The sequence below is a fragment of the Pseudoxanthomonas koreensis genome (assembly GCF_041890415.1).
Taxonomy (GTDB): domain Bacteria; phylum Pseudomonadota; class Gammaproteobacteria; order Xanthomonadales; family Xanthomonadaceae; genus Pseudoxanthomonas; species Pseudoxanthomonas koreensis_A.
On sequence record NZ_CP169056.1, the window covers coordinates 2,114,889 to 2,140,204 of the forward strand.

The 25,316-nt window shown below is 67.6% G+C and carries 29 protein-coding genes and 1 tRNA gene; 9 read left to right on the top strand and 21 right to left on the bottom strand.

All coding sequences use genetic code 11. The features are described 5' to 3' along the window. Positions 1-415: 415 nt before the first annotated feature. Entirely contained in the window at positions 416-2,443 is a 2,028-nt protein-coding gene (uvrB, locus tag ACEJ41_RS09690) for an excinuclease ABC subunit UvrB (RefSeq protein ID WP_374012074.1), read from the bottom strand. A gap of 259 nt (positions 2,444-2,702) precedes the next feature. On the opposite strand from uvrB, the gene ACEJ41_RS09695 reads away from it, so the two are divergent. Further along, a complete protein-coding gene (locus ACEJ41_RS09695; protein WP_374012075.1) occupies positions 2,703-3,233 on the top strand; it encodes a GspH/FimT family pseudopilin in 531 nt (176 codons plus the stop codon). A 28-nt stretch (positions 3,234-3,261) separates the two neighbouring features. Here the strand turns inward: ACEJ41_RS09695 and ACEJ41_RS09700 are convergent, their stop codons facing one another. The 3 genes from ACEJ41_RS09700 to ACEJ41_RS09710 all read right to left on the bottom strand — a co-directional run bounded on the left by ACEJ41_RS09700 (position 3,262) and on the right by ACEJ41_RS09710 (position 4,400). After that, on the bottom strand, positions 3,262-3,504 hold the full coding sequence (locus ACEJ41_RS09700; protein WP_374012076.1) for a hypothetical protein: 243 nt from the start codon (positions 3,502-3,504) through the stop codon (positions 3,262-3,264). 140 nt (positions 3,505-3,644) lie between these two features. Continuing rightward, positions 3,645-4,133: a GNAT family N-acetyltransferase gene (locus ACEJ41_RS09705; RefSeq protein WP_374012077.1), complete on the bottom strand. Its 489-nt coding sequence runs from the start codon at positions 4,131-4,133 to the stop codon at positions 3,645-3,647. Between the two features lie 3 nt (positions 4,134-4,136). Continuing rightward, on the bottom strand, positions 4,137-4,400 hold the full coding sequence (locus ACEJ41_RS09710) for a DUF1778 domain-containing protein (RefSeq protein ID WP_374012078.1): 264 nt from the start codon (positions 4,398-4,400) through the stop codon (positions 4,137-4,139). A 485-nt stretch (positions 4,401-4,885) separates the two neighbouring features. Here ACEJ41_RS09710 and ACEJ41_RS09715 point away from each other — a divergent pair, with 485 nt between their 5' ends. The 4 genes from ACEJ41_RS09715 (at position 4,886) to ACEJ41_RS09730 (ending at position 8,203) form a co-directional block, all read left to right on the top strand. Further along, on the top strand, positions 4,886-5,611 hold the full coding sequence (locus ACEJ41_RS09715) for a toll/interleukin-1 receptor domain-containing protein (protein WP_374012079.1): 726 nt from the start codon (positions 4,886-4,888) through the stop codon (positions 5,609-5,611). 374 nt (positions 5,612-5,985) lie between these two features. After that, the gene (locus ACEJ41_RS09720) at positions 5,986-7,005 is read left to right on the top strand and encodes a replication initiation factor domain-containing protein (protein ID WP_374012080.1); all 1,020 of its coding nucleotides are present in this window, start codon (positions 5,986-5,988) and stop codon (positions 7,003-7,005) included. Beyond that, positions 7,002-7,364, top strand: a complete 363-nt coding sequence (locus ACEJ41_RS09725) for a helix-turn-helix domain-containing protein (RefSeq protein ID WP_374012081.1) — start codon at positions 7,002-7,004, stop codon at positions 7,362-7,364. Before ACEJ41_RS09720 ends, ACEJ41_RS09725 begins: the two co-directional genes overlap by 4 nt. A 26-nt stretch (positions 7,365-7,390) precedes the next feature. Beyond that, on the top strand, positions 7,391-8,203 hold the full coding sequence (locus ACEJ41_RS09730; RefSeq protein ID WP_374012082.1) for a tyrosine-type recombinase/integrase: 813 nt from the start codon (positions 7,391-7,393) through the stop codon (positions 8,201-8,203). A 65-nt stretch (positions 8,204-8,268) separates the two neighbouring features. Here ACEJ41_RS09730 and ACEJ41_RS09735 read toward each other — a convergent pair. From ACEJ41_RS09735 to grxD, 11 genes are all read right to left on the bottom strand, one after another. Beyond that, a tRNA-Asn gene (locus ACEJ41_RS09735) sits at positions 8,269-8,345 on the bottom strand. A gap of 90 nt (positions 8,346-8,435) precedes the next feature. Next, positions 8,436-8,837 (bottom strand): type IV pilin protein, encoded by a 402-nt coding sequence (locus tag ACEJ41_RS09740; RefSeq protein WP_374012083.1) that lies wholly within the window; start codon positions 8,835-8,837, stop codon positions 8,436-8,438. 41 nt (positions 8,838-8,878) lie between these two features. Continuing rightward, positions 8,879-12,646, bottom strand: a complete 3,768-nt coding sequence (locus ACEJ41_RS09745; RefSeq protein WP_374012084.1) for a pilus assembly protein — start codon at positions 12,644-12,646, stop codon at positions 8,879-8,881. 10 nt (positions 12,647-12,656) lie between these two features. Continuing rightward, complete coding sequence (locus tag ACEJ41_RS09750; RefSeq protein ID WP_374012085.1) at positions 12,657-13,166, bottom strand: PilX N-terminal domain-containing pilus assembly protein; 510 nt, start codon at positions 13,164-13,166, stop codon at positions 12,657-12,659. Between the two features lie 12 nt (positions 13,167-13,178). After that, the gene (locus ACEJ41_RS09755; protein WP_374014112.1) at positions 13,179-14,213 is read right to left on the bottom strand and encodes a PilW family protein; all 1,035 of its coding nucleotides are present in this window, start codon (positions 14,211-14,213) and stop codon (positions 13,179-13,181) included. Positions 14,214-14,233: 20 nt separating this feature from the next. After that, the gene (pilV, locus tag ACEJ41_RS09760; protein ID WP_374012086.1) at positions 14,234-14,737 is read right to left on the bottom strand and encodes a type IV pilus modification protein PilV; all 504 of its coding nucleotides are present in this window, start codon (positions 14,735-14,737) and stop codon (positions 14,234-14,236) included. Further along, positions 14,734-15,237, bottom strand: coding sequence for a GspH/FimT family pseudopilin (locus tag ACEJ41_RS09765; protein WP_374012087.1), 504 nt, complete (start codon positions 15,235-15,237; stop codon positions 14,734-14,736). Before ACEJ41_RS09765 ends, pilV begins: the two co-directional genes overlap by 4 nt. A 125-nt stretch (positions 15,238-15,362) precedes the next feature. Continuing rightward, entirely contained in the window at positions 15,363-16,745 is a 1,383-nt protein-coding gene (gene ppnN / locus ACEJ41_RS09770) for a nucleotide 5'-monophosphate nucleosidase PpnN (RefSeq protein ID WP_374012088.1), read from the bottom strand. Positions 16,746-16,783: 38 nt separating this feature from the next. Continuing rightward, positions 16,784-17,386 (bottom strand): YhgN family NAAT transporter, encoded by a 603-nt coding sequence (locus ACEJ41_RS09775; RefSeq protein WP_374012089.1) that lies wholly within the window; start codon positions 17,384-17,386, stop codon positions 16,784-16,786. Continuing rightward, positions 17,383-18,129, bottom strand: coding sequence for an SDR family NAD(P)-dependent oxidoreductase (locus ACEJ41_RS09780; RefSeq protein ID WP_374012090.1), 747 nt, complete (start codon positions 18,127-18,129; stop codon positions 17,383-17,385). Before ACEJ41_RS09780 ends, ACEJ41_RS09775 begins: the two co-directional genes overlap by 4 nt. After that, positions 18,126-18,437, bottom strand: coding sequence for a Grx4 family monothiol glutaredoxin (gene grxD, locus ACEJ41_RS09785; RefSeq protein WP_374012091.1), 312 nt, complete (start codon positions 18,435-18,437; stop codon positions 18,126-18,128). Before grxD ends, ACEJ41_RS09780 begins: the two co-directional genes overlap by 4 nt. Before the next feature lie 104 nt (positions 18,438-18,541). Here grxD and ACEJ41_RS09790 point away from each other — a divergent pair, with 104 nt between their 5' ends. After that, complete coding sequence (locus tag ACEJ41_RS09790) at positions 18,542-19,120, top strand: superoxide dismutase (protein WP_374012092.1); 579 nt, start codon at positions 18,542-18,544, stop codon at positions 19,118-19,120. 575 nt (positions 19,121-19,695) lie between these two features. Here ACEJ41_RS09790 and ACEJ41_RS09795 read toward each other — a convergent pair. Both ACEJ41_RS09795 and purE read right to left on the bottom strand, forming a co-directional pair. Continuing rightward, a complete protein-coding gene (locus ACEJ41_RS09795) occupies positions 19,696-20,853 on the bottom strand; it encodes a 5-(carboxyamino)imidazole ribonucleotide synthase (protein WP_374012093.1) in 1,158 nt (385 codons plus the stop codon). 10 nt (positions 20,854-20,863) lie between these two features. Further along, positions 20,864-21,367 carry a 5-(carboxyamino)imidazole ribonucleotide mutase gene (gene purE / locus ACEJ41_RS09800; RefSeq protein WP_374012094.1) on the bottom strand — a complete coding sequence of 168 codons (504 nt, stop codon included), beginning with the start codon at positions 21,365-21,367 and terminating at the stop codon, positions 20,864-20,866. Between the two features lie 186 nt (positions 21,368-21,553). Here purE and ACEJ41_RS09805 point away from each other — a divergent pair, with 186 nt between their 5' ends. Together ACEJ41_RS09805 and nadC are read left to right on the top strand one after the other, a co-directional pair. Then, complete coding sequence (locus ACEJ41_RS09805; RefSeq protein WP_374012095.1) at positions 21,554-21,820, top strand: Trm112 family protein; 267 nt, start codon at positions 21,554-21,556, stop codon at positions 21,818-21,820. 9 nt (positions 21,821-21,829) lie between these two features. Further along, on the top strand, positions 21,830-22,693 hold the full coding sequence (nadC, locus tag ACEJ41_RS09810) for a carboxylating nicotinate-nucleotide diphosphorylase (RefSeq protein WP_374012096.1): 864 nt from the start codon (positions 21,830-21,832) through the stop codon (positions 22,691-22,693). Between the two features lie 17 nt (positions 22,694-22,710). Here the strand turns inward: nadC and ACEJ41_RS09815 are convergent, their stop codons facing one another. Further along, on the bottom strand, positions 22,711-23,115 hold the full coding sequence (locus ACEJ41_RS09815) for a group III truncated hemoglobin (protein WP_374014113.1): 405 nt from the start codon (positions 23,113-23,115) through the stop codon (positions 22,711-22,713). 10 nt (positions 23,116-23,125) lie between these two features. After that, positions 23,126-23,569 carry a CopD family copper resistance protein gene (locus ACEJ41_RS09820; protein WP_374012097.1) on the bottom strand — a complete coding sequence of 148 codons (444 nt, stop codon included), beginning with the start codon at positions 23,567-23,569 and terminating at the stop codon, positions 23,126-23,128. A gap of 125 nt (positions 23,570-23,694) precedes the next feature. Between ACEJ41_RS09820 and ACEJ41_RS09825 the strand changes: the two genes are divergently transcribed. Next, the gene (locus ACEJ41_RS09825) at positions 23,695-24,042 is read left to right on the top strand and encodes a DUF3301 domain-containing protein (protein ID WP_374014114.1); all 348 of its coding nucleotides are present in this window, start codon (positions 23,695-23,697) and stop codon (positions 24,040-24,042) included. A gap of 148 nt (positions 24,043-24,190) precedes the next feature. Here the strand turns inward: ACEJ41_RS09825 and ACEJ41_RS09830 are convergent, their stop codons facing one another. Together ACEJ41_RS09830 and ACEJ41_RS09835 are read right to left on the bottom strand one after the other, a co-directional pair. After that, the gene (locus tag ACEJ41_RS09830) at positions 24,191-24,637 is read right to left on the bottom strand and encodes a ClpXP protease specificity-enhancing factor (protein WP_374012098.1); all 447 of its coding nucleotides are present in this window, start codon (positions 24,635-24,637) and stop codon (positions 24,191-24,193) included. Then, positions 24,634-25,269, bottom strand: a complete 636-nt coding sequence (locus ACEJ41_RS09835) for a glutathione S-transferase N-terminal domain-containing protein (RefSeq protein WP_374012099.1) — start codon at positions 25,267-25,269, stop codon at positions 24,634-24,636. Before ACEJ41_RS09835 ends, ACEJ41_RS09830 begins: the two co-directional genes overlap by 4 nt. Between the last annotated feature and the right edge of the window lie 47 nt (positions 25,270-25,316).

The window sequence follows — 25,316 nt, forward strand, 5'->3', positions numbered from 1 at the left end:
GTCGCGCTGCGCGGATTGCCCGCGTCAGGGGCGCGCATTCTATCGTGCGCCGGGGGCGGCCACAACCGGCAAGGTCGGTGTCCGCGGCTCCGGTGGATGGGCCGGGAGAACCGGCGGAGCGCGGAGCCGGTCCTGGAGGGGGCCGGCCGGTGGCTACGTCGGCCGGTCGGTGGCCGAGCCGGACATGGCGGGTCGCCGGCGAGACCGGCTCCTACAAAATAAACGGCCATGACCGAGGGCGGATATGGCAGGTCGCCGGCGAGACCGGCTCCTACAAAATAAACGGCCATGACCGAGGGCGGATATGGCAGGTCGCCAGCAAGACCTCGCCCCCTGCAGGAGCCTTGCCGGCGACTGCGATGGCTGGCAGATCGGTGGATGGTCCCGGCATGACGGTCGCCGGCGAGACCGGCTCCTACACGGCCAGGCTGGCTTCCTTGAGCCTGCGGATCTGGTCGCGCAGGCGGGCGGCGTCCTCGAACTCCAGGTCGCGCGCGTGCTGGTACATGCGCTGCTCCATCTCCTTGATCTTCGCCGCTGCCCTGGCCGGGTCCAGCGCGGCGTAATCGGCGGCGGGCTCGGCCACCTGCCGGGTCTTGCCGCGCGCAGCCTTGCCGGCCTTGGCCTCGCCGGGCTCGGCTCGCGCACCCTCCATCACGTCCATGATCTCGCGCACCACCGCGCGCGGCACGATGCCGTGCCGGGCGTTGTATTCCTCCTGCTTTTCGCGACGCCGGTCGGTTTCGTCGAGCGCGCGCCGCATCGAATCGGTCACCCGGTCCGCGTACAGGATCGCCTTGCCGCGCAGGTTGCGCGCGGCCCGGCCGATGGTCTGGATCAGCGAGCCGGTCGAGCGCAGGAAGCCCTCCTTGTCCGCGTCCAGGATCGCCACCAGCGACACCTCGGGCATGTCCAGGCCCTCGCGCAGCAGGTTGATGCCGACCAGCACGTCGAACTTGCCCAGGCGCAGGTCGCGGATGATCTCCACCCGCTCCACCGTGTCCACGTCCGAGTGCAGGTAGCGGACCTTGATCCCGTGCTCGGACAGGTAGTCGGTGAGGTTCTCGGCCATGCGCTTGGTCAGGGTGGTGACCAGCACGCGGTCGCCGTCGGCCACGCGCAGGTTGATCTCCGACATCAGGTCGTCGACCTGGGTGGCGACCGGGCGGATCTCCACCTTCGGGTCGACCAGACCGGTCGGGCGCACCACCAGTTCCACCACCTGGTCGCCGGCTTCGCGCTTCTCGTATGGCCCGGGCGTGGCCGAGACATAGATCGAGCGCGGTGCCCGCGCCTCCCACTCCTCGAACTTCAGCGGCCGGTTGTCCAGCGCCGACGGCAGGCGGAAGCCAAACTCCACCAGTGTTTCCTTGCGCGAACGGTCGCCCTTGTACATCGCACCGATCTGCGGAATGGTCACGTGCGACTCGTCCACCACCAGCAGCGCATCGGCGGGCAGGTAATCGAACAACGTGGGCGGCGGCTCGCCCGGCGCCTTGCCGGTGAGGTGCCGCGAGTAGTTCTCGATGCCCGAGCAATAGCCGACCTCGGCCATCATCTCCAGGTCGAACTGGGTACGCTGGGCCAGGCGCTGGGCCTCGACCAGCTTGTTCTGCGCATACAGCTGCTCCAGCCGCTCCTTCAGCTCGACCTTGATCGTCTCGATCGCGGCCAGCACGCGCTCGCGCGTGGTCGCGTAGTGGGTCTTGGGGTAGATCGTGTAGCGCGGCAGCTTGCGCAGCACCTCGCCGGTGAGCGGGTCGAACAGGGCGATGTTCTCGATCTCGCCGTCGAACAGCTCGATCCGCACCGCCTCGGCGTCGCTTTCGGCCGGGTGCACGTCGATCACCTCGCCGCGCACGCGGAAGGTGCCGCGCTGCAGCTCGTACTCGTTGCGGGTGTACTGCAACTGGGTCAGGTGGCGCAGCAGCTCGCGCTGGTCGATGCGCTCGCCACGCGACAGGATCAGGCGCAGCGACAGGTAGTCCTCCGGCGCGCCCAGGCCGTAGATCGCCGACACCGTGCCCACCACCAGCGCATCCGGCCGCGACAGCAGCGCCTTGGTCGCCGCCAGCCGCATCTGCTCGATGTGGTCGTTGATCGAGCTGTCCTTGTCGATGAACGTGTCGGTCGAGGGGATGTAGGCCTCGGGCTGGTAGTAGTCGTAGTAGCTGACGAAGTATTCGACCGCGTTGTTCGGGAAGAACGCCTTGAACTCGCCGTACAACTGCGCCGCCAGGGTCTTGTTCGGCGCCATCACCAGGGTCGGCTTCTGCACCGCCTGGACCACGTTGGCGATGGTGTAGGTCTTGCCCGAGCCGGTCACGCCCAGCAGCACCTGCCTGGCCAGCCCGGCCTCGAACCCGGCGATCAGTTTTTCGATGGCCTGCGGCTGTTCACCCGCGGGTGAATACGGAGACACCAGCTCGAATCGCTCGCTCATGGGCGGCACCGTGGTGAGGGACCGACCAGTATAGACACGGCGGCCGGCTGACCCTTGCAGCCCTTTCACACCCCGCAGGCGGCGCCCATGCGCGCAACGGCCCCGGGGAGAGAGGCCGGGGAAGTCCAGAATCCCTGCGCCCAAGGGGCGCTCCTACAGCGCGGTGCCGGATTTCCTACACGCAGCTGCGCCACACGCCGATTCCGCAGGCCCGGGCCCGGCGCCATCCTGACCACTCCCGAGCGAAAGGATTTCGCCCATGCGCAAGGATGCGCCGGGGTTCACCCTGATCGAATGCCTGATCGTGCTTGCGGTCACCGCCATCCTGTTCGGCCTGGCCCTGCCCGGCTTCCAGGAGGCCCTGCACCGCCAGCGCACCACCACCGCCATGCACCTGGTCAGCGCGCAACTGGCGCAGGCCCGCAATACCGCCATCACCCTGCGGATGCCGGTCACCCTGTGTCCCTCGCGCGGGGGCGGGCGTTGCCACGACGAGCCGGACTGGAGCGCAGGCTGGCTGCTCTACCTGGACCCCAAGCGCAGCAGCCAGCCGCACAGCCCGCAGGACATCCTGCGCGACGTGCAATTTCCGCTGCACGAGTCGATCCAGGTGCGCGCCAGCGGCGGGCGGCTGCGCGTGCGTTACCAGCAGGACGGCCTGGCCGGCGGCAGCAACCTCACCCTGCGCGTGTGCCATAGCGAGCGCCTGGGTGGAGAAATCATCGTCAACAATACCGGCCGCGTGCGCACCCGCAAGCCTTCCGCGGGCACTGTCTGTCCGGGTTACTGACGCTGCAACGGGGCGGATGGCCTGCCAGTCAGAGACCAGTCGGGCAAGGCTCGCCCTCGCTTTCCCCGGGCGCCAGGCCTGCATCGGCCAGCATGCAGTTGAGCCGCCGGTGGATGTAGGCCTCGTGCTCGGCCGGTGGCGCGCGGGTCAGTGGCTCGGCCTCGGCGGCGAAGGCTTCCAGGACCTTGTCCCGCTCCAGCTCGGCCATCAGTTCGGGCAGTCGCCGCTGCAGGCATTCAAGGGCGGCATCAATGTCGGCACGCGTCTCCATGCGGGCATGGTGCGGGGCGCGATGTCACGGCGCTGTAGAGGACGAGGCACCACGCCGTCCTGAACGCCCGGCAGTCTCCCTGACATCACGCCCTTGGCGGGAGTGACTTGAAGTCGTGGATTGGGTCGAGTGCATAGGAGTCATGAACTCCCCAGCGGCAAGTACCACGTGCGCGAACCTGCCGCCGCCTCACGGAAACCATAGGCGCGATAGAAGCGGGCCGCTTTCTCGTGCAGCGTGTCCACCAGCAGCACGTACACGCCGAGCTGCTCACGCAGAGCCATGCTGCGCACCACGGCATGTGCCAGCAGATAGTCACCGTGGCCTTTGCCCTGCTCGCTGGCAGCGACAGCCAGCCGCCCCATGCGGACGGCCGGCACCGGATAGGTTGGCAGACGCTTGCGATCGGTCTCCTGCAAATTGGTCAGCAGTAGTTGGGCAGCGGACAGGCTGTAATAACCAAGGATGCGAGCCGGCTCGGCGTCGTCCACAAGGACGTGCGTGGTACTGATGCCGTCGCGGTGATGCTGGGCAGCTTGCCTGTGCAGGTAAGCATCCAGGGTGGGCTCGCCGCACGCCAACCCGTCGCGATCGTGCCGCTTTGGCTTGAGCTGCTCGACAACGAGCACGCCTCAGGCCTGCGTGACGCGGGCAAGGGCCTTTTTCAGCTTGGCATTGGGCTGGAACGGCGCATCCAATGCCTTGAGGAACCGCCTGGATTCCTCGGTCGACAGGGTGATGGACAGCTCGGCAGCCATGACGTTTTCGGCTTCGCGCAGGACCGCATCACGCACGAAAGCGGACAACGGCACACCCCGCAGGTCGGCGGCACGGGTGATACGTGCCTTGTCTGCAGGATTCAAGCGCAGGTCCAGGCGGGCGGCAGCAGTAGTCATGGCAAACTCTCCTTGTACGGAAGTTCACCGTACACTCCTGCGAAGAGAAAGCAGGCTAGTCGGAGCGCCCAGGCAAGGGCCGGAACACTGGATCCGTGGGTTCATCCCAGTGGGGCGGTCCTGCCGGAACGAGTGAAGCCGTCTCGACAGGACAGGAGGTACATCCACCGACGGGAAACAGGCAAACAACAAAAAGGCCCGCCGAAGCGAGCCTAAGTGCTTGAATCATTTGGCGCCCGAAGTTGGACTCGAACCAACGACCCCCTGATTAACAGTTGTTCCATATAACAGTCCGCATCACGTAACCCATTGATCCTGCAATGCCCGCCAAGCATACGGAGCAGCCTAAAACAACTATTATCAAGGGCCGCTGGCTACGATCTGGCTACGTTCCATCTCGTAGAACCTGCAGCCAGTGACCCCAGCGCACCAACCGAGAGTTCCCGCACTTCGAACCAATAACTCAAGGCCGGAGGGCCGAATATATGGCGAGATGCACTGCACCAAGACGTGGACATAGGTCGGCGGCGGCGAGGGCGGAATGCCCCGCTTGCGGCTCCCGCGGCGGATACGGCTACGGGGGCGGGTACAGCAGCGGATATAGCAGCAGCTCGTACTACCCGACAGCTAGCAGCTCTAGCTCCAGCTATAGCGGCTCACGTGGCAGCAGCGGAGGCAGCGCCAAGAAGACCTCTAAACCCCGCTGGTCCCGAGCAGGCTCCGCCGTCTTCTACACCCCATCAGAGGTGCAATCACTGACCCCTATTCGGGAGTCGGTAGAGGCTCAGGCCGCGCAGCACCCTGACAAACGCGATGTTTTCCTTTGCCACGCTTGGGATGATCGTCAGGGAGCCGCCAAGGACTTGCACGACCTACTAGAAGCAGCGGGCGTCAAAGTGTGGTTCAGCGAAAAGGATCTCGGTCTGGGAGTCCCCATGATGCGCGCAATTGATAGGGGGCTAGCCAACTCAAAGGTGGGCTTAGTACTAGTAACCCCAGCGCTGCTCGCACGCCTCCCTAAGGAAAGTGTGGCAGACAAGGAGTTATCAACCCTACTGGCTGGAAATCGACTTGTCCCCATCGTGCATAACACAACATATGAAGCACTGCGCGACGTGAGTCCTATGCTTGCTTCACGTACCGGCCTAGATACCGCCGAAGACTCCATGTCGGAAGTCGCCTCAAAAATTGCTGAGCTCGTCGCAGCGTAGAACTGTTATCCACGGGCTATCCATGGCCCGAAGCCCGGCGGTCGGTTCGGCGCTTGCGTCGAACCGAACCGGCCGACGGGTTGCTTCGCGACGCGAAGCAAGGCGATGGGTAGGCGGTGGATAACTTGATATTGACAAGCGGACTGACACTTGCGAATCTCTGGTTTCACAAGTAGTAACTTATCGGCGCATTCCGCGAAGTCATGGTCGCGTCCATGACCTCTCAAAGCAGAAATAGACAGGCTTTGAGATGAAGCAATAGGTGCGCAACTCTTCTCGGGTCTGTCCCCTCCTTGTGATTCCTCGCAACCATGCGAAGGAGTCAGAGGGCGTGCATCGAGCCTGACTCCAACGCGTCACTTGGAGCCAATTTCATGCAGACAGACCACATACCCCGCAGCTTGATCGAAGGCGCCGACCGGCCGCGCGAAACAGAGCGTGAGCGATGGTTGGCGCGGCCGGTCGGCGCAAGCGAGAAGGCAATCGGCGATGTGCCCCGTCTAGTAACACGGGGCGAAAGTCACACGGATACCATCGCGCATATCGACTGGCTGGCCTGCACCTGGCTTCCTGCCGGCGGTAACTTCGCCACCCTTGTCGAGTCAGTCCTCAGCCTTCCGCAGAAGGACTGGAAGCAACTCCAGGGCGGCTGGCAGGGCTACGAAACCCGCGTCGACCTCGGGGGCTTCGGTCTGCTTGCCTACGGCGGGGAACATCAGCGCGGCACGGTACACCTTGAGCTGAACGCCCTTGGCTGCTCGCGGGTCCAAGACTGGAACGCGGTGCGCGTCTGGTGCGAAGCCTACGGCGTCCGGCTTACACGCATCGATCTGGCGCACGATGATTTCACCGGTGCAACCTTCACCATCGCGCAGGCGCGCGAATGGTTCGAAGAGGGCCAGTTCAACACGGGAGGCCGCGCACCCCACGCACGCTTGGTGGACGATCTTGGCTCCGGCAAGGGGAAAACCCTGTACGTGGGCCAGAGGCAGAACGGCAAGCTGTGCCGGGTCTACGAGAAGGGGAAGCAGCTCGGCGACCCCACCAGCCCATGGTGCCGCGTGGAAGTCGAGTTCCGCGGCAAGTCGCGCATCATTCCGCACGACGTGCTGGTCAGGCCGGGGGACTACCTGGCCGGCGCCTACCCTTGCCTCGCCCATCTTTCGCAACACCAGGACAAGATGCAGACGCTCGCCAAGGCGGGCGAGATCGGCTATGCGCGCATGGTGGACTGCCTGCGCACGCAGTACGGCCAAGCGCTGAACGTGATGCTGCGGGTGGAGTCCGGGGACCCGTTCGCCGTGCTGGAGCAGGCCATGAGGCCCGGAACGCCGAAGCGGCTGGTCAACCTCCCACTGCCACGGGGGGAAAGCCAGCGGGAAGGAGCAATGTGATTACGCTCACCCTGCTGGAGGCCGCCAAGCTGCTGAAGCTTCACCCGGTGACGGTTGCTGAATGGGCAATCGACGGACGCATACCCGGCGCCAAGATCGGCAGGCGCTGGGTGTTCATCGAAGCTGACCTTCTCGGCTACGTTCGGGCAAACTACGCGCGGCGGGCGTTGCAGGGTGACAGCTCGGAGATTTCTCAATGTCACTCTACAAACGCAAGGACTCACCGTACTGGTGGGTCAAGCTCACGGTCGGCAATCGACGCGTGTCGCAAAGCTCTGGGACTACCAACAAGCGGCAAGCCCAGGAGTTCCACGACAAGCGAAAAGCCGAACTGTGGGAACAGGAACGGCTCGGCGTAAAGCCGCGTCGGACGTGGGATGAAGCAGTGCTTCGCTACCTGAAGGAGGTACAGAAGAAGTCGATAGACGACGACAAGCTGCATTTGCGCTGGCTGCAACCCCGGCTTGAAGGCATGGGCCTGACCGACATCACGCGTGATGTGCTGGACAGGCTCATTTCGGAGGGCCTTGATGAGGGCAAGAGCAATGCCACCGTCAATCGCAGGATTCAGGTGGTTCGGGCCGTCCTTCGCCGGGCGCAACTGGAATGGGACTGGCTCGACAAGCTGCCCCGGTTCCGGCTGCTCAAGGAGTCGCAGGGCCGCAATCGCCACCTGAGCCGCGCAGAGGCCGCACGGCTGCTGGTCGAACTGCCTGAACACCTGCGGGCCATGGTGCGCTTCTCACTTGCCACCGGGCTGCGGCAGGCCAACGTGAAAGGACTGCGTTGGTCACGGGTGGACATGCAGCGCGGGGCAGCTTGGGTGGAGGCGACGGAAGCCAAGGGCAAGCGGGCGATCCCGGTGCCTTTAAACGCCGAAGCCTTGCAGGTGCTCACGGAACAGCAAGGGAAGCACCCCGAGTGGGTGTTCACGTTCCGAGGAAGGCCCGTGGAGTTCAAGACCGGCACGAAGGCATGGCGTAATGCCCTGAAGCGTGCCGGCATCGAGAACTTCCGCTGGCATGACCTGCGGCACACCTGGGCCAGCTGGCACGCGCAGGGCGGGACCCCGATGCACGTTCTCCAGAAGCTCGGAGGGTGGCAGACCCCGGCCATGGTTCAGAGGTACGCGCACCTGGGCATGGATGACCTCAAGCGGTACGCGGAGCAAGTGACGATGGAGGCGCCACCCCAGTAGCTACGATTCGGCTACGCCAGAAAGAACTTAGGCCCGCCGAAGCGAGCCTAAGTGCTTGAATCATTTGGCGCCCGAAGTTGGACTCGAACCAACGACCCCCTGATTAACAGTCAAGTGCTCTAACCGGCTGAGCTATTCGGGCGGGGCGCACATTGTAATGGGGCCGGGCTGCAGGGGGCAATACATCCCGTGGTCCCGTCCGCCCTCGCCGGCACCCCGCGCAGGCCTGGCGTCACCAGCACTCGCTCAGCGGCGCCGCTCCCGTCTTGGATTTTGCGCCGGTATTGGTGACGGCCAGGGTGCCGCAGCGGTCACTAGCCTGCCCGCCCTGGGGGGTCGCCGTAATGGTGAACGTGGTGGCGGTGACCGCCGGCGCCAGCGTGTAGCGCGCCGTGGCCCCTGCCTCGCGCGGCGACTGGGTGGTCGGAAGGGTGAAGCCGGTGTAGGCGTTGTTCACCGTGAAGTGGCGCTCGGCCAGGCCCGCGTACTCCACCAGGTCGGCCTTGGCCTGCGCCCGCCGGCTCTTGCGGATGTGCTCGTTGTAGGACGGGACTGCAATGGCGGCGAGGATCGCCACGATCGCAACCGCGATCATCAACTCGATCAGGGTGAAACCGCGTGCCTTGCGTTGCATGGTCACTTCCGTGGCTGTGGGACGTTGGCCGTGACGAAGGTTCATCGCACCTGCCTCCAGGATTGGCGGCCACAGGGGCGTGGCAGGTACATCGGCGGCGCACCTGCGACGTGCACCACCATCGAGCAGCGGGCTGCAATAGCAGCATCGATGTCGGCCTGCGAGGCACCTGCCTCCAGCGGAGCCACGCGCGGCGTGGTCATCACCGCCACGTCCTTGACCGGAGCCGAGCCGCCGGTGGCCAGTTCCACCGCACCGGTGGTCGACCCTGGCTGGTTGCCGGTCGGGCTGCCCATGCGCACCTTGGTGAGCGCGGCCGCGCCGCTGAGCGCATTCAGCCCGTACAGCCAGTTGGCGCCGTTGACCGCGCAATTGTCGGTATTGCTATTGTCCGATGGCTCATAGACCGGGAAGAACACCACCCCGCTCTCGATCCGCGGGTAGCCCACCGACCGCTGCCGTGTCGGCAGGTCCAGGTACCAGCCCAGCTTGCCGGCGCCCAGGGCGGTGGTGCTGGTGGCACGGAAGCTCGAGGTCACCGAGCCAACCGTCTGCTGTTGCAGTGCATCGCGATTGGCAACCGGGACTCCTCGGTCCTGGATGCCGTACAGCGTCTGGGTGCTGAGGATGTCGGGATCGCCCACGAAGGAGAAGCGTCCCGAGCCGAAGTACACCATCACGCTGCCACCCGGCCCGGCGGCGGTGGTGATGCCGCCGGTGATCGCCTGGCGGTTGCCTCCGGCGTCCTTGGCAATGAACAGTGGCTCCGCACCCGCCGTGCCGGCGAGCAGGTCGAACTTCCAGATGGCGCCATGCTGGTCGGCCGCATAGGCGGTGTCGGCGTAGCCATCCCGGCCCGGCACCGTAGTGCCGCCCGAGTCACGCTTGGTGTCGATGACCACCACGTTGCCCAGGCCGTTGTACGGTTCCGGCGGGGTCGCCTCGGCGGCACTGATCACCGCAGCCGACCCGGTCCAGGCGTCAACCACGAACAGTGAAGCCGTCTGCGCCGCACTGTTGTAACCGTTGCCGAACACCACCTTCCAGGACACCGCACCGAGGCCGGTCTTGACCGGCACGATCACCGGTTTGCCCAGCACGTGGCCGATATTGTTGCTGATCGTGGTGTTGCCGGTGATCAGGTTGTTGATCTCCCACAGCACCGTCGGGGAATCCGGGTTGGTGATGTCGAGGGCAAACACGCTGCGCCCGCCGGCGCCGGACGTGCCCACGGCGATCGTCTTCCAGGCCGTGCCGTTGTAAATGTCGGACACGGTGACCGGGCCGTCCACCAGGTAGCGGTGGCGGAACTTCTGGTCGTCCTTGTCGTCCGGATCGTAGGGGTACAACAGGTCGCCCATATATCCCAGCGCGGTGGCCGGAATGTAGGCGAACACCTCGTTGCCACCCGGCGGCGAAGAGCTGCGCCCGTCGAACACGTGGAACATGCCGTCATTGGCACCCACCAGCACCAGGGACCGCCCTGCGGTCTTCTTGGCGTCAAGGAACGCCTTGTAGCTGGTGGCCATGGTGCCGCCGAACGACTGGTAGCCGTAGTCATCCGTGGAGGCGACCATCACCGGGGAAGAATTGACGATGTCGCCCAATACGGTGCTGCGGGTGCGCAGCACGCCCTCGTCCGTGCGCGAGCCGCGCAGGTAGGCGATGGCGCGGGTTGCATTCATGCCCGAGCCAAGGGCCGTCAGCTCGGCAGCAGTACAGCGCCCGCTCGTACAAAGGTCGGCCAGGGTGACGTTCGATGCATTGAACTCCGCAACCGTGGGCACGACGCTTGCGGCGGTCTTGCCGAACTTGATGGTGCGGCCATTGGCGCCCTGGGCCGCCAACCGTTCGCTGGCCTCCCACACCTTCGAGAAGCTCACCGCGCCGGTCAGCGGATCGGAACTCACCGCATCGGCAGTGAGCTGGCCGAACCAGTCGGTGCCGTTGTTGCGCACCTCATAGCTCGGGGCCACGGTGATGGACCCGGTGCCGATGCGCGCTCCACTCACCGCCACCGTGCCCGCCGGTGACTTGCCAGCGCTCACCGCAGCCAGGATGCGGCGCATGGCGGTGGTGATTTCGCTGGAGGTATTGGCGTTGATGAACTCGCCGCGGGTATTGACGGTGGCATGCCACAGGTCGTCCACGGTGCCGATGCTGTCATTGGCAGGGCGGCTGGACGGCCAGGCGATGGAATCGACGAAGGGATCCTGCTTGGGGTTTGCCGTCGGGTCGAACTCCACGCCGCGCATGCCCAGGGTGATGGCATAGAGGTTCATGTGCAGATTGGACTGGCAATCGAGCCGCTTCCACTCCGTCGACCCAACCGCGGCCGTCTTGCATCCTTCCGGCACGGGCACCTTGCCCCCCGGAAGGTCGGTCCTCAGCGGCGAGTTTCCTGCCGAGCCGATCTGGCCGTTGGTCGAGTTGTTGTTGAAGTAGTACTTCGACGCGATGGCGGCGATGGTGTTTGAAGCGGTCGGGTCGAACGGCGCCCCCAGGTTCATCGCCGAGGCGCTGACGCTCTGGTTGTTCGTGGCGCCATCGGTGAACAGCATGCCGGCGTTCTTCTGGCAGGCCGAGATGATCGGCGCGCCATCGCCGGTGCGCTTGAACTGGGTGCCCATGAAGTCGATTGCGTTGGCATTGGGCGTGCCGTTACCATCGCTCACCAGGCCCAGCAACGTGCTGGAACCAGGGCTGGAGGTGTTGCTGCCGAACAGGGCCTTCTTCTGGGTCACGTCATCCATGTCGTACATGGTGACGGTGTTGCGGTTGTTGATGGTGAAGTAGCCGACCCGCATGTTGTTGACGTCGGCCAGTGCGTGCGAGGCTGCCGCCACGGCGGCCTTGTGGCGGTTGTTGTAATAGGTGAACCAGTTGGCGTAGTTGCGCGCCGCCACCGTGTTCCCGGCCGGGATGGTGAACTTCCACAGGCTGCAGCCGGTGCCGCAGGCATCCTGGATTTCGGTGCCGCTCATGCCGGCATAGGCATTGGGGTAGCCCGGGATCTCCGGCAAGGCATTGGTGGGCAGGTAGAACGTTGCCGGGTAGTACTCGATGTACAGCTCGCAGCTGGCGGTCATGGTGTGGCCGCCCGCGCCCACCGTGCGATCGCTGTTCCCCTGCAATCCACCGCAATTGCCGCCGGTGAGCCGGTATTTCATGTCCGCGGGCAGGCGCATGCCCGTGAACGCGCGGAAACGCGACCTGGCGTTCTTGTCGAACACGTTGGACGTCAGGCTGAAGCCGACGCCGCTGCCATCGTGCGGCTCGAGCTTCGGGTTGCTCGGGTTCGAGTCCGGATAGAAGGTGCCGTCACCCTTGGCCCACGGCGTGTACAGCGTGCCCGGGTCGTAGTAGCTGTAGCTGTAGGCCGGCGAACGGGCGAAGCCGAACGCGTCGATCGGCGGGATGGCGTTGTTGGTCAGGTCGCGCACGCTGGTCATGTAGTACATGTAGCCGCACGTGCCGTTGGAGTTGGTGCGGGTCTGGCGCAACTGGCCGGGACCGGAGAAGAAGCTCCACGAGGTGCTGCTGGACGAGGAGGACGTGCTGCTCCAGCACGCGCCGCCGCCGCCGCCGGCACCCGGGCTCTCCGTGGTCGGGAAGACGGCCTGGTAGCGCATTGAGCGCGAGTCATCCATGGCCATGATGAAGGCCGGCGGGGTGACACTGGTGACGTTCATCGGCGACTGCGCCAGCACCGGCGCGCCGACCTGGGCGGACACGCCGTAAAGGCCGTATCCGGCAATACCGGCCACCACGAGGAAGGCGGAAACCAGTTTGGTTCGACGGTATGCCATGGGACTACCCTCAGGGCCTGAAAATGGTGTCGACGGCCGCATTGGCGGTGGCCGCATCGTTGGTGGCGTAAACGCTGATCTGGAACACGGGGTTCGGGTCTTCGTTGACTGGCGCGGTGCCCATGTCGAGGCTGGCGTTTCCGGAAATGCAGGGACCGATCTCGCGGATGTTCACCCGGCCGGCCTGTGGCACGTCCACCGACTTGGCGGCAGCCCAGGTAGTGGGGTCGAACCCGTCATCGCAGACCTTGTTGATGTCGACGGCCGCGGCACTGCAGGCACCGCTGCGGTTCACCACGCCTTCGACGAAGCACTCGCGCTGCCGCACCTCGGCTTCCGCGTTCTGGAAGGCGAGGTTCACGTTGAGGTAATTGGACGCCATGCGCTCCTGCAAGCCGGCGACCTGCATGCCCACGATGCCGATCATCGCCAGCAAGATGATCATGATCATGGCGACGTACAGCGCCGCGCCTTGCTGGCGCCGCGGCGACCGGGGGAGCAGGATGGATGAGCGGCTCATGAGATCCCGTCCTTACTGGCCATAGAGGCGGTTGCGCAGGGCGATTGTTGACTCGTACACGGCGCGATAGCGCCCGTCGGTTGGCAGCGTGGGGGTGGCATCGAGGACGCGCGGCGGCGCCACGGTCGCCTGGGGGGCCGCAGCCGGGTTCGGGCTTACCGCCAGCACGCCGATCTGCACCTGGCCCACGCGCCGCCAATCGGTCTCGGCGCCGCCCACGCCGGCAGCATTGGCCTGGGTGGCCACATAGCCGGTCAGTGCATCTGCCGGGCCCTGGTCCAGCCCGTAGCGGAACTGCAGGTTCTCGATGCCCTCGACCAGCTCCTCGCTGGTTACGCCGCCACCGGGTGCGACCCGCGCGCGCCACAATGAGGGGCGCCCGCCGGCGCCGTTGCCGACGTAATAGACGACCACATCGGCGCGATACAGCATCGCCGGGCCGCCACCGGGCAGCGCACCATACAGCGCCAGGTCGATGCCAGCGGGGGCCGTGACCCTGCCGGCACCTGCCGCCACGGATTGCGCGGCGAATACATCGGCAAACGAACAGTCGGCGATGCCGAACATGGTCGGATTGGCCACGCCACCTTCGGTCAGCGCGTCCCACTGGGCCGGGGGGATGTCGATGGTCCCGGCGACTGGGTCGATGGCATGCACCGGGACGCCGGTGCCGCGCAGGAACCTGAGCACGATCACGTCAGTGCCGCCCACACGCCCTGGATTGAGGGTGATGCCGGCCGGATTGGAATTCTCGTAACCCCGGATCGAGAACCCGAAGTCGAGCGGGCCATTGGCCGCGAAATGCGAGGTGAGGCTGCCGGTCACCTGGCGGTGGGACTGGTCGTTCACGCAGCCGAAATGGCCTGCCATGCGGATGTCGCGCTGGAGGAAGTCCAAGGCGAAGCGGCCGTTCTCCTGGACGCGCGCGATGCCCTCGGAAAGCTGGTAGGCGGAACGGGCCGCGCCGAAAACCTGGACCAGGCCCAGCACCAGCATCGAGCCGATCAGCAGCGCGATCATCAGCTCGATGAGGGTGAGGCCGCCCATCCGGTTGTGGAATGAGGTTTTCACAGGCGGGTCACCGTGCGGAATGTCTGGTTGCCTTCGGTGTCGGCGACGGTGCCGTCGTTGTCCGCGTCATTCCAGCGCTGGTCGCGCCAGGTGATGTCCACGGACACGCCGCCGCCCACGCAATTGGAGGTGTCGCAGGCGACCACGGCGGAGGCATCGGCCCCCAGTGCCTTGCCCAGCCTGCACTGCCACACGGTCTTGTATGCGTCCGCGCCCACCGTCGCCCCCGGCACACAGCTGGCCGGAGTGGACGTGGCGGCATAGTCGTCATCGGCGTACTGGGCCGCAGTGAGCCGGTTGGTCCGCATCTGGTCCAGCATGTCGTAGGCCAGGTTGGCCGCCTGGGTGCGCTGGTTGGCGCTCTGGGTGAAGCGCACGCTCATGGTCTGCAGCAGGGCGAAGCCGAGCAGCCCGAGCGCCATCACCAGGATGGCGATCATCACCTCGATCAGGCTGAAGCCGGCGGCCTGGCGCGGCGAAAAGGTCAATGTGCGCTTCACGAACATGCCTCCTGGGTGACCCGGGCCTGGCCGGTCACGTTGACGCTGACACAACGGGCCGGGGTATCGACGCCCTTGGGCTTGACCCCGAACTGGGTTGCCGTCCCGTCCACGCGGCCCTGGACGGTGAAGCTGACCCCGTCGGCCGGCCCGGTGATGTCGGCACCGTCCTTCGCCTGGATGTAGCGGACCGGGGTCTGCACCGTGCCCGCGCCGGTGGCGTCGGTGCGCCAGACCATCCAGCCGCCGGCCCAGTCGGTGGTGCTGCTGCAACTGGTGCCGTTGCTGCTGGGGCACACGCCGGCCACGCCGACGCCCTTGATCGCCTCGGTGCGCGCCAGCGACAGCGAGGCCAGCACCTCGTTGGAGGTGGTGGCGACCCGGTTGGAACGGATGCTGGCCTGGAAGCTCGGGAACGCCAGGGCCGCCAGGATGGCGACGATGGCGACGACCACCATGAGTTCTATGACGCTGAACCCGTTTTGGCGTGTGAAAGGCATGCGGTCGCTCCCCAGCGTGATGGCCGGAGCCTAGCCGGTTTGCCGTGCGCGCGCCAAGGCCCGGCGGGACGAGCGGTCATTCTGGCCCGAAGGGCGGGCAGCGGCCTGCGGCGGTGCCCGCGGGCCTAGGCAACCACCCGGTAGCAGGGGCGGTAATGACCGGCGATCTTCATCCTGCGCTGCTCGACGAAGGCGCGCAGCAGCCCGTCCAGGGCCTGCATCATGTCCGGGGCGCCGTGGATCTCGAACGGGCCGTTGGCTTCGATCTGGCGGATGCCGTCCTCCTTGACGTTGCCGGCCACGATCCCGGAGAACGCGCGGCGCAGGTCGGCCGCCAGCGCCGAGGGCGGCCGGCCGTGGTGCAGGTCCAGCGCCGCCATGGCTTGGTGGGTGGGCTCGAAGGGCTGCTGGAACGCCAGCGGAATGTCGATGCCCCAGTTGAAGTAGAACGAATCCTTGTGCTCCAGCCGCGCCGCGCGCACCTTGCGGATGCCGGCGGTCATCTTCTTGGCCACGGCGGCCGGATCGCCGATCACGATCTCGTAGCGCGAGGTCGCCGCCTCGCCCAGGGTCAGGCGCAGGAAGCGGTCGATCTGCTCGAAGTACGGCGCGGCGATGGTCGGCCCGGTGAGGATCAGCGGGAACGGCAGGTCCGCGTTCTCCTCGCGCAGCAGGATGCCGAGCAGGTACAGGATCTCCTCGGCGGTGCCCACTCCACCGGGGAACACGATGATGCCGTGGGCCAGGCGCACGAAGGCCTCCAGCCGCTTCTCGATGTCCGGCATGATCACCAGCTCGTTGACGATCGGGTTGGGCGATTCGGCGGCGATGATGCCCGGCTCGGTGATGCCGATGTAGCGGTTGGTGCGCTTGCGCTGCTTGGCGTGGGCGATGGTGGCGCCCTTCATCGGCCCCTTCATTGCGCCGGGGCCGCAGCCGGTGCAGATGTCCAGCCCGCGCAGGCCCAGCTCGTAGCCCACCTGCTTGGTGTAGATGTATTCCTCGCGCGAGATCGAGTGTCCGCCCCAGCACACCACCAGGTTCGGGTCGGCCGGGCGCAGCACGCGTGCGTTGCGCAACACGCCGAACACCGCATCGGTGATGCCCGACGAGGACTCCAGGTCGGTGGCGTACTCCGGGCCCAGCTCGATCGCGGTCCAGGCCAGGTCGCGCACCACGGCGAACAGCAGCTCGGCCACGCCGCGGATGATCTCCCCGTCCACGAACGCCATCGCCGGGGCGCCCTTCAGGTCGATGCGCACGCCACGGTCCTGCTGCGCCACCTGGATGTCGAAATTCGGATAGAGGTCGCGCGCGGCGCGCGGGTCGTCGTTGGCGCTGCCGCTGGTCAGCACCGCCAGCGCGCAGCGGCGCAGCAGGTCGTGCATGCCGCCGCTGGAGGCATCGCGCAGGCGCGCCACCTCGGTTCGCGAGAGCACGTCCAGGCCTCCGCGCGGATAGATGCGTGCGTCCTGCACGGGCAGCGTGCTCGTAACCGTTTCGTTCATGGATCTTCTTCGTTGGGGTAATGGTCGATACGCGATGATCAGGCTGCGGCGGTTGCAATGCCCAGGTACGCGGTCAGCCCATCCAGCAGCATCTGCACGGAAATGGCCACCAGCAGCATGCCCATCAGCCGCTCGATGGCGGCCAGCGGACGCGGGCCCAGCAACCGGTAGAGGACCGGCGAGGCAAGCAGGATCGCGGCGGTCACGCCCCAGGCCAGGAGCAGGGCCAGGCTCCATTCGCCCAGCCGGTCCGGCTCGTTGCTGCCCATCAGCATCACCGCGGCCATGCCCGAAGGGCCGGCCACCAGCGGGATGGCGAGCGGCACGATGAAGGGCTCGCCGTCGGGCATCCCGCCCATCAGGCCTTCCGGGCGCGGGAAGATCATGCGGATGCCGATCAGGAACAGGACCGCGCCACCGGCAATGGCCACCGACTCCTGGCGCAGGTGCATCAGTTCCAGCGCGTACTTGCCGCACCACAGGAACAGCATCAGCACCCCCAGTGCGATCAGCAGTTCGCGCACCAGCACCACGCGCTGGCGCGCCGGGGTCAGCGACTTGAGCACGCTCAGGAACACCGGGACATTGCCCAGCGGGTCCAGGATCAGGAACAGCAGCAACGCGGCCGACAGGATGGTCATGCCGGCGCGGGGTTCCAGACGGTGCCGCGGCGCGATGCGCCGGCCGCCGAAAGAAGTTCCACGCAGGCCGGCGCGTAGGCGTCCGGGTCGTGTCCGGGCTCGCGGTCGTCGGCATAGGCGCGCGCGCGCAGCGGCGTGCGCATCGGCCCCGGCTGCAGGCCATGCACGCGCACCGGGGTGGTTGCCAGTTCGGCCGCCAGCATGCCGACCAACCCATGCAGGCCGTGCTGGGCCACGCCATAGCCGCCCCAGTAGGCCTGGCCAACCCGGGCCAGCGCATCCACCGCCAGCACCACCGCGGCATCGGGCGCCTGCCGCAGCAATGGCAGGCAGGCCTGCACCAGCCACCACGGCGCGGTCAGGTTGACGTGGATGGCGCGGGCGAAGGCCGCGGGGTCCTGGTGTTCCAGGGGGGTCAGGCCACGGAACTCGGCAGCGCAATGGAGCACGCCGTCGAGGCGGCCCAGTTCGGCCTGGATCCGCACTGCCAGTTCGGCATAGTCGTCGGGCGAGGCGCCTTCCAGGTCCAGCGGGTACAGCAGTGGCTCCGGCCCGAGCCGGGCGACGGCGTCATAGATGCGGTTGAGCCTGGGAAGGCGGCGGCCAAGCAGGACCAGGGTGGCACCGGCGGTGGCGCAGGCACGGGCGGCAGCGGCGCCCAGGCCGCCGTGGGCACCTGCAACCAGGACCACGCGCCCGGCCAGCGGCTGCGCGGCGGCAACCGGAAGATCCAGCAGGCTCACTGCGACTGCGCTTCGCTGACCATGCGCTGCAACTCCCCGGACTCCAGCAGTTCCAGGGTGATCTCGCAGCCACCGATCAGCTCGCCGTGCAGGAACAGCTGCGGAAACGTCGGCCAGTTGGAATAGCGCGGCAGGTTGGCGCGCACCTCCGGCTCCTCCAGCACGTTGACCGTATGCAGCTGCGCGGCACCGGCGGCTTGCAGCGCCTGCACCGTGCGCGCCGAATAGCCGCACATCGGAAAGGCCGGCGTGCCCTTCATGAACAGCACGATCGGGTGCGCCTCGACCTCGCTCTGGATGCGTTCCATCACCACTCTCCTGGGCGCCGGGGCTGGCCGCGGCGTCGGCTAGACTGAGGCGCAATTGTAATCCCTGCGCGCAACCCGCCGCCGTCCCTCCAGCCGCCATCACGATGCCGATCGAACTGCCCGCCCTGCCCTTCGCCCGTACCGCGCTGGAACCACACATCCGGGCGGCCACCCTGGACCTGCACCATGGCGTGCACCACCGGGAGCACGTGGATGCGACCAACCGCCTGCTGGAAGGCAGCGCACTGGAGCAGATGGAACTGGACGAGATCGTGCGCCATGCGCGCGGCGGCCTGTTCGAGCAGGCGGCCCAGGCCTGGAACCACGCCTTCCTCTGGACCTGCCTGTCGCCACGCGGTGGCGGCGAGCCGGGCGGCCGCCTGGCCGAACTGCTGGCCCGCCGCTATGGCGATGTCGCCCATTTCCGCGAGGAGTTCACCCGCGCGGCGCTGGAGCTGTCGGGGCCGGGCTGGACATGGCTGGTGCAACACCCTGACGGCACCCTCGGGGTGGTGACCACCCATGGCGCGGCCACTCCGGTCACCGGCGCGGACATCCCGCTGCTGGCCTGCGACCTGTGGGAACACGCCTGGTACCTGGACCGGCACGACGACCGCGCCGGTTACCTGCAAGCATTCTGGAACGTGGTGGACTGGGACGCGGTAGCCGCCCGGGTGCGCTGAGGCGGTTTTTGCGGGGTCTCGGGAGTGACGGCGCCGGCCGTTTTGTAGGAGCCCGTCTTGCGGGCGAACTCGCAGCACGGAACGCCTCCTGCCACGTCATACCGCGCTGCGGTCGCCGGCGAGACCGGCTCCTACAACAGCAGGCGTCCGGGCGGACGCGGTTGGACGAGGCCGGCCGTTGTGTAGGAGCCCGTCTTGCGGGCGACCGCGCGGCACGGAACGCCTCCGCCACGTCATACCGCGCAGCACGGAACGCGTCCGCCATGTCATACCGCGCTGCGGTCGCCGGCGAGGCCGGCTCCTACAACAGCAGGCGTCCGGGCGGACGCGGTGGGACGAGGCCGGCCGTCGTAGGAGCCCGTCTTGCGGGCGAACTCGCGGCACGGAACGCCTCCGCCATGTCATACCGCGCTGCGGTCGCCGGCGAGGCCGGCTCCTACAACAGCAGAAGCGTCCGGGCGGACGCGGTGGGACGAGGCCGGCCGTTGTGTAGGAGCCCGTCTTGCGGGCGACCTCGCAGCACGGAACGCCTCCGCCACGTCATACCGCGCTGCGGTCGCCGGCGAGGCCGGCTCCTACAGGGGGTGCAGGGCCTGGAGGGGGGGCGCGACCTGGGCCTGGCGGCCCAGCGCATGGCCGACCTGCTCCAGCGCCTGCGCCAACGCCTGCGGGGTATCGGCACGCAGGGTGGCGTGGCCGACCTTGCGGCCGGCGCGCGGCTGCTTGCCGTAGTCGTGCCAGTGGCCGCCGGGTTGCTCCAGCACCGCGCGGGCGTCGGGCATCTTCCCGATCCAGTTGAGCATGCAGGCATGCCCGCGCATCGCGGTGCTGCCCAGCGGCAGGCCCAGCACCGCGCGCAGGTGGTTCTCGAACTGCGAAGTCTCGGCACCTTCGATGGTCCAGTGCCCGGAGTTGTGCACCCGCGGCGCCATCTCGTTGGCCAGCAGTTCGCCTTCACGGCAGAACAGCTCCAGCGCGAACACGCCCACGTAGTCCAGCCGCCCGGCCAGCCGCCGCGCGTAGTCGACGGCGGTTTGCGCCAGCGCGGCGTCGACCTGCGGTGCCGGCGCCAGGCTGGTCGAGAGCACTCCGTCAACGTGCCAGTTTGCGGTCAGCGGCCAGGTACGGAACTCGCCGTCGCGGCCGCGCACGGCGACCACGCTCAACTCGCGATCGAATGGCACGAAGGCCTCGACGATCAGGCCCACGCCTTGCGCCTGCGGACCCAGGGCTTCCCATGCCGCGGCCGCGTCATCGCGCGAACGGATCCGGAACTGGCCCTTGCCGTCATACCCCAGGCGACGGGTCTTGAGGATGCACGGCACGCCGACCTGGTCCAGCGCGCGCTCCAGCTCGTCACGGGTGGCAACTGCGGCGAAGGCCGGCACCGGGATGCCGAGCTCGCCGAACAGGGTCTTCTCCGCCAGCCGGTCCTGGGCCACCGCCAGCGCGCCCGGGTTCGGGAACACCGGCACCCGTGCGGCCAGCCATTCGGCGCCGGCCGCGGGAACGTTCTCGAAATCGAAGGTGGCCACATCCACCTGCGCGGCGAACTCCGCCAGCGCCGCTTCATCGCGATAGTCGCCAACCTGCAATGGCGCCACCTGGCCGGCGCATGCGTCGGCCACGGTATCCATGATCCGGAAGCGCAGCCCCAGCGATGCGCCGGACAGCACCAGCATGCGTGCCAGCTGCCCGCCTCCGAGGATCCCGACGCAGGGGTGCGCACTCATGCCTGGCGCCTCACTGCCGTGGATCGTCGTGGGCGATGACGTCGTCGGTCTGGCGCTGGCGGAATGCCTCCAGCGCACGGGCGATGTCCGGATACTCGGCGGCCAGCAACGCGGCGGCGAACAGGCCGGCGTTGGCCGCGCCGGCATTGCCGATGGCGAAGGTGGCCACCGGGATGCCCGCGGGCATCTGCACGATCGACAGCAGCGAGTCCATGCCGTTGAGCGCACGGCTCTGCACCGGCACGCCCAGCACCGGCACGGCGGTCTTGGCCGCGAGCATGCCCGGCAGGTGCGCGGCGCCACCGGCACCGGCGATGATCGCGCGCAGGCCGCGCGCCGCGGCGCTGGCGGCGTACTCGAACAGCACGTCCGGCGTGCGGTGCGCCGAGACCACCTTCACTTCGTACGGCACGCCCAGCGCATCGAGCTTCTGCACGGCGTGTTGCATGGTTTCCCAGTCGGAACGGGATCCCATCACGATGCCCACCAGCGGGGCGGTTGCGGAGGTGGTCATGGCGGCCCTCGGTCGCTAAACCGACATTCTAAAGGAAGTTGCGCGGCTGGCAGGCCGCCCGGCCCGGCCGGCACCTTTCGCCGCCACGCCACGCCAGACCGGGGCCACCGTGCGACGCGGGCCGCGCGCGGGCGCCGGGTGTTACGCTTTCGCGCATTCCTGACTTCCCTGCCTCCCATCGCCACCATGGACCGCAAGCTGCTTGACCTGCTGTGCTCGCCTGACACCCGCCAGCCGCTGGCGTTGCTGGAGCCGCGTGCGCTGGACGTGCTGAACCAGGCCATCACTGCCGGCCAGGTGCTGCGCGGCGACGGCAGCCCGCAGCACGAACCCCTGCGCCAGGCCCTGGTGACCCGCGACCGCAAGCAGGTGTACCGGGTCGATGACGGCATCCCGGTGCTGCTGGTCGAGGAGGCACTGGCCACCTCGCAGGTGGCCGGCTTCCCCGCCTGAGGCGCGCCGATGGAACCGACGCCGCCCCCGGAGCAGGCCGTACTGGCCGACGTGCGCCGCGCCCTGGACGAAGACCTGGGTAGCGGCGACGTCACCGCCGCCCTGCTGCCTGACGTGCCCGAGTGCGCCTACCTGCTGTGCAAGGAGGAGGCGGTGGTGGCCGGCCGGCCGTGGTTCGACGCCTGCCACCGCATGCTCGACCCGCAGGTGGGCATCGACTGGCGCGTGCACGAAGGCCAGCGGGTTGCCGCGGGCACCGTGCTGGCGCTGCTGGAAGGGCGCAGCCGCGCCCTGGTCAGCGCCGAGCGTACCGCGCTGAACTTCATCCAGACCCTGTGCGCCACCGCCACCACCACTGCCGCCCACGTGCAGGCGGTGCATGGCACCGGCTGCGTGATCCTGGATACCCGCAAGACCCTGCCCGGCCTGCGCCTGGCACAGAAGTACGCGGTGCGTGCCGGCGGTGGCGCCAACCACCGCATCGGCCTGTACGACGCGGTGATGCTCAAGGAGAACCACGTGCGCGTGGCCGGTTCGGTAGCCGCAGCCATCGCGGCCGCGCGCGCGGCCCAGCCGACACTGCCGCTGATCGTGGAGGTCGAGACCCTGGAGCAGTTGCGCGAGGCCCTCGCTACCGGCTGCGACCGCGTGCTGATCGATGATTTCCCTGCGGACATGCGCCGCCAGGCCGTGCGCATCGCGCGTGCGGCGCCGTTCGAGGGGCGGATCCCGCTGGAAGCATCCGGCGGCGTGGACCTGGCCGGGCTGCGCGCGATCGCGCAGGACGGCGTGGACTTCATCTCCATCGGCGGGCTGACCAAGCACGTGCGTGCCATCGACCTGTCGATGAAGCTGGGGCCGCCGCCGGGCTGAACCTGCGCTGCCGCTGCTTACATGGCGGCGTCGTGGCCGGAGACCTGGTACTGCTGCCAGAAGCGCTGGGCGATCATCCGCGCGCGTGCATCGGCCTCGGCCTTCATCACCGGGTTGCCCAATTCGGTGGTGGTCTGCGCGAACAGTTCCAGCCAGCGCTCGAACAGGGCCGCGGTCAACCCCGGCAGGGCCATGTGCCTGGGCATCGGCGCCCCGCTGAAGCGGCGGGTGCCGCGCAGCAGTGCCGACCAGAAGTCGACCAGGTGCGCCAGGTGCGCGGGCCAGTCGGCCACGTGGCGGTCGAACACCGGCCCCAGGTCCGGGTCCTGGCGCACCCGTGCATAGAAGCGGTGCACCAGGGCGATGACTTCGTCCTCGGTGCAGTACTGCGCGTCGGATGCGGGTGGCGTGGTCGCGTGCATGTCCGTCACGCTACCACCCCAGGTGGAACATGAGCTTGGCCAGCAGCACGATGCCGACCATGTGGGCGAACACGCTCAGGTGGATGCGCTTGAACGCGGTGGACGCCAGCCGGCGCCTGCGGCGCAGCGCCATCGCGTAGAGGAAGTGGCCGAACACGCTGAGCGCCAGCACGATCTTGAGCGTCAGCAGCAGGCCGAAGCTGCTCTCCAGCGGATGCGCCAGCAGCGCGCGGTAGCGCCAGGCCATGCTCAGGCCGCTGCCGTACAGCACCAGCAGCACCCACGGCATCAGCTGCCGGGCGCGATTGCCGATGGCCGTCTCGATCTGGAGCATCACGTTGCGCGGCACGTGCTTGCGCACGCTTTCCAGGATCAGCACCTCGAAGAACACGGTGCCGACGAACACCAGCGCGGCGAACAGGTGCAGGATCAGCAACAGGGCGTAGTGGTCCATGGAGCGCAAGCCTTCCAACGAGAAGCATTCGCATGGGGACATGCTCCCTCCTGCCGGACCGGGCGCCCATGACCTGGATCAACTTGCGGTGGAATGCGCACCGCCGCTACGGCACCATGGCCGCCATGCCCAGCCTGATCCTGCTGATGATCGCCGGTGCCGTCGTGGCGGCCCTGTGGAACTCCGCGCGCGCCGCCGCCGAGCGCGCCGAGGCGCTGGGCCGCGATGCCTGCGCGGCCGCCGACGTGCAATGGCTGGACCAGAGCGTGCACGCCAACGGCGTGCGCCTGTACCGGCGCGAGGACGGCTGGCTCGGGCTGGAACGCAGCTTCCGCTTCGATTATTCGCACGACGGCATGGACCGTCACAGCGGGCGGCTGGTGCTGCGGGGGGAGCGCCTGGTGTCGTTCACCGGTCCCTCGGCCGGGGCCAGGATCATTCCGCTGGAACGGGGCGGCGGCAACCCGTTGTAGGAGCCGGTCTTGCCGGCGACCGCGATGCAGATCAACGTGCGGGCGACCCGTCGGCCATCGCGGTCGCCGGCAAGACCGGCTCCTACACGCCGGGTGCCATGTCGTCCCGTCGCCCGTCGCCCGTCGCCCGTCGCCGCGGGGACGTTGGCTATTTGACGACGCGCAGGTGCGGACGCTTGCCGCCGGGTGCGGGGGCGTCGCCCGGGCTGTTGTCGGGCGATGGCGGGCTGGGGCCACCACCATCACCGCCGTCGGTGGGGGGCATGTTCTCCTCCGGCAACACCATGCCCTGCCCGGTCTCGCGCGCATACACCGCAAGCACCGCGCCCACCGGCACGTTGACCAACTGGCTGACCCCGCCGAACCGGGCGGTGAAGCCCACCCATTCGTTGTCCATGTGCAGGCCGACCACGGCGCGATCGGCAATGTTGAGTACCACCCGTCCGTCGTGGACCACGCCCGGCGGCACCTGCACGCCGGACACGCCCGCGTCCACCAGGATGTGCGGGGTCATGCCGTTGTCGTTGATCCACTCGGTCAGCGCCCGCAGCAGGTACGGGCGGTAGCTGGTCATGGGCAGGCTGTCACCGCTCATGCCGGCATGTCGCGCAGCTTCCTTTCCTGGTCGGTCAGGCTGCGCACGAAACCCGGATTGCGGAAGATGCGGCTGCCGTAATCCTCGATCGCCTTGCCGTCCTTGGGCAGCGGCACGTCCAGCGCCTTCAGGCGCCAGATGATCGGCGCCATCGCGCAGTCGGCCAGGCTGACTTCCGGATTGAGGAAGAACTTGCTGGCCTTGAACAGCGGCAGCGATTCGGTGAGCAGTTCCTTCAGGCGCTTGCGCCCGGCCTCGGCCTGCTGCTTGTTGCCAAGCTGGATGGCCTGCACCTGCGGCACCCAGTCGTGTTCGATCCGCAGCATCGCCAGGCGCAGGCGCGCCCGCGACAGCGGGTCGACCGGCATCAGCGGCGGGTGTGGATAGCGCTCGTCCAGGTACTCGCTGACCACCGACGCCGCGTACAGCACAAGCTCGCGCTCGACCAGGGTCGGCACGGAGTGGTACGGGTTGAGGTGGATCAGATCCTCGGGCGGGTTCTGCGCGTCGACCGGGACCAGGTCGTAGGTCACGCCCTTGGCCGCCAGGACCAGGCGCACGCGATGACACAGCACGTCATCGACGGAGGAGAACAACGTCAGGGTATTGCGCATGCGCACGCTCGCTGCCATCTAGGCCTCCGACGACCGGAATCCGCCGGCCGCACCGATGCCGCCAG

Excerpts from the sequence above, each read along its gene's own strand:
- uvrB (WP_374012074.1), bottom strand. The coding sequence starts at position 2,443 with ATGAGCGAGCGATTCGAGCTGGTGTCTCCGTATTCACCCGCGGGTGAA.
- ACEJ41_RS09695 (WP_374012075.1), top strand. The coding sequence starts at position 2,703 with ATGCGCAAGGATGCGCCGGGGTTCACCCTGATCGAATGCCTGATCGTG.
- ACEJ41_RS09700 (WP_374012076.1), bottom strand. The coding sequence starts at position 3,504 with ATGGAGACGCGTGCCGACATTGATGCCGCCCTTGAATGCCTGCAGCGG.
- ACEJ41_RS09710 (WP_374012078.1), bottom strand. The coding sequence starts at position 4,400 with ATGACTACTGCTGCCGCCCGCCTGGACCTGCGCTTGAATCCTGCAGAC.
- ACEJ41_RS09715 (WP_374012079.1), top strand. The coding sequence starts at position 4,886 with ATGGCGAGATGCACTGCACCAAGACGTGGACATAGGTCGGCGGCGGCG.
- ACEJ41_RS09720 (WP_374012080.1), top strand. The coding sequence starts at position 5,986 with ATGCAGACAGACCACATACCCCGCAGCTTGATCGAAGGCGCCGACCGG.
- ACEJ41_RS09740 (WP_374012083.1), bottom strand. The coding sequence starts at position 8,837 with ATGCAACGCAAGGCACGCGGTTTCACCCTGATCGAGTTGATGATCGCG.
- ACEJ41_RS09745 (WP_374012084.1), bottom strand. The coding sequence starts at position 12,646 with ATGGCATACCGTCGAACCAAACTGGTTTCCGCCTTCCTCGTGGTGGCC.
- ACEJ41_RS09750 (WP_374012085.1), bottom strand. The coding sequence starts at position 13,166 with ATGAGCCGCTCATCCATCCTGCTCCCCCGGTCGCCGCGGCGCCAGCAA.
- ACEJ41_RS09755 (WP_374014112.1), bottom strand. The coding sequence starts at position 14,213 with ATGGGCGGCCTCACCCTCATCGAGCTGATGATCGCGCTGCTGATCGGC.
- ACEJ41_RS09765 (WP_374012087.1), bottom strand. The coding sequence starts at position 15,237 with ATGCCTTTCACACGCCAAAACGGGTTCAGCGTCATAGAACTCATGGTG.
- ppnN (WP_374012088.1), bottom strand. The coding sequence starts at position 16,745 with ATGAACGAAACGGTTACGAGCACGCTGCCCGTGCAGGACGCACGCATC.
- ACEJ41_RS09775 (WP_374012089.1), bottom strand. The coding sequence starts at position 17,386 with ATGACCATCCTGTCGGCCGCGTTGCTGCTGTTCCTGATCCTGGACCCG.
- grxD (WP_374012091.1), bottom strand. The coding sequence starts at position 18,437 with ATGGAACGCATCCAGAGCGAGGTCGAGGCGCACCCGATCGTGCTGTTC.
- ACEJ41_RS09790 (WP_374012092.1), top strand. The coding sequence starts at position 18,542 with ATGCCGATCGAACTGCCCGCCCTGCCCTTCGCCCGTACCGCGCTGGAA.
- ACEJ41_RS09795 (WP_374012093.1), bottom strand. The coding sequence starts at position 20,853 with ATGAGTGCGCACCCCTGCGTCGGGATCCTCGGAGGCGGGCAGCTGGCA.
- purE (WP_374012094.1), bottom strand. The coding sequence starts at position 21,367 with ATGACCACCTCCGCAACCGCCCCGCTGGTGGGCATCGTGATGGGATCC.
- ACEJ41_RS09805 (WP_374012095.1), top strand. The coding sequence starts at position 21,554 with ATGGACCGCAAGCTGCTTGACCTGCTGTGCTCGCCTGACACCCGCCAG.
- nadC (WP_374012096.1), top strand. The coding sequence starts at position 21,830 with ATGGAACCGACGCCGCCCCCGGAGCAGGCCGTACTGGCCGACGTGCGC.
- ACEJ41_RS09815 (WP_374014113.1), bottom strand. The coding sequence starts at position 23,115 with ATGCACGCGACCACGCCACCCGCATCCGACGCGCAGTACTGCACCGAG.
- ACEJ41_RS09820 (WP_374012097.1), bottom strand. The coding sequence starts at position 23,569 with ATGGACCACTACGCCCTGTTGCTGATCCTGCACCTGTTCGCCGCGCTG.
- ACEJ41_RS09825 (WP_374014114.1), top strand. The coding sequence starts at position 23,695 with ATGCCCAGCCTGATCCTGCTGATGATCGCCGGTGCCGTCGTGGCGGCC.
- ACEJ41_RS09830 (WP_374012098.1), bottom strand. The coding sequence starts at position 24,637 with ATGAGCGGTGACAGCCTGCCCATGACCAGCTACCGCCCGTACCTGCTG.
- ACEJ41_RS09835 (WP_374012099.1), bottom strand. The coding sequence starts at position 25,269 with ATGGCAGCGAGCGTGCGCATGCGCAATACCCTGACGTTGTTCTCCTCC.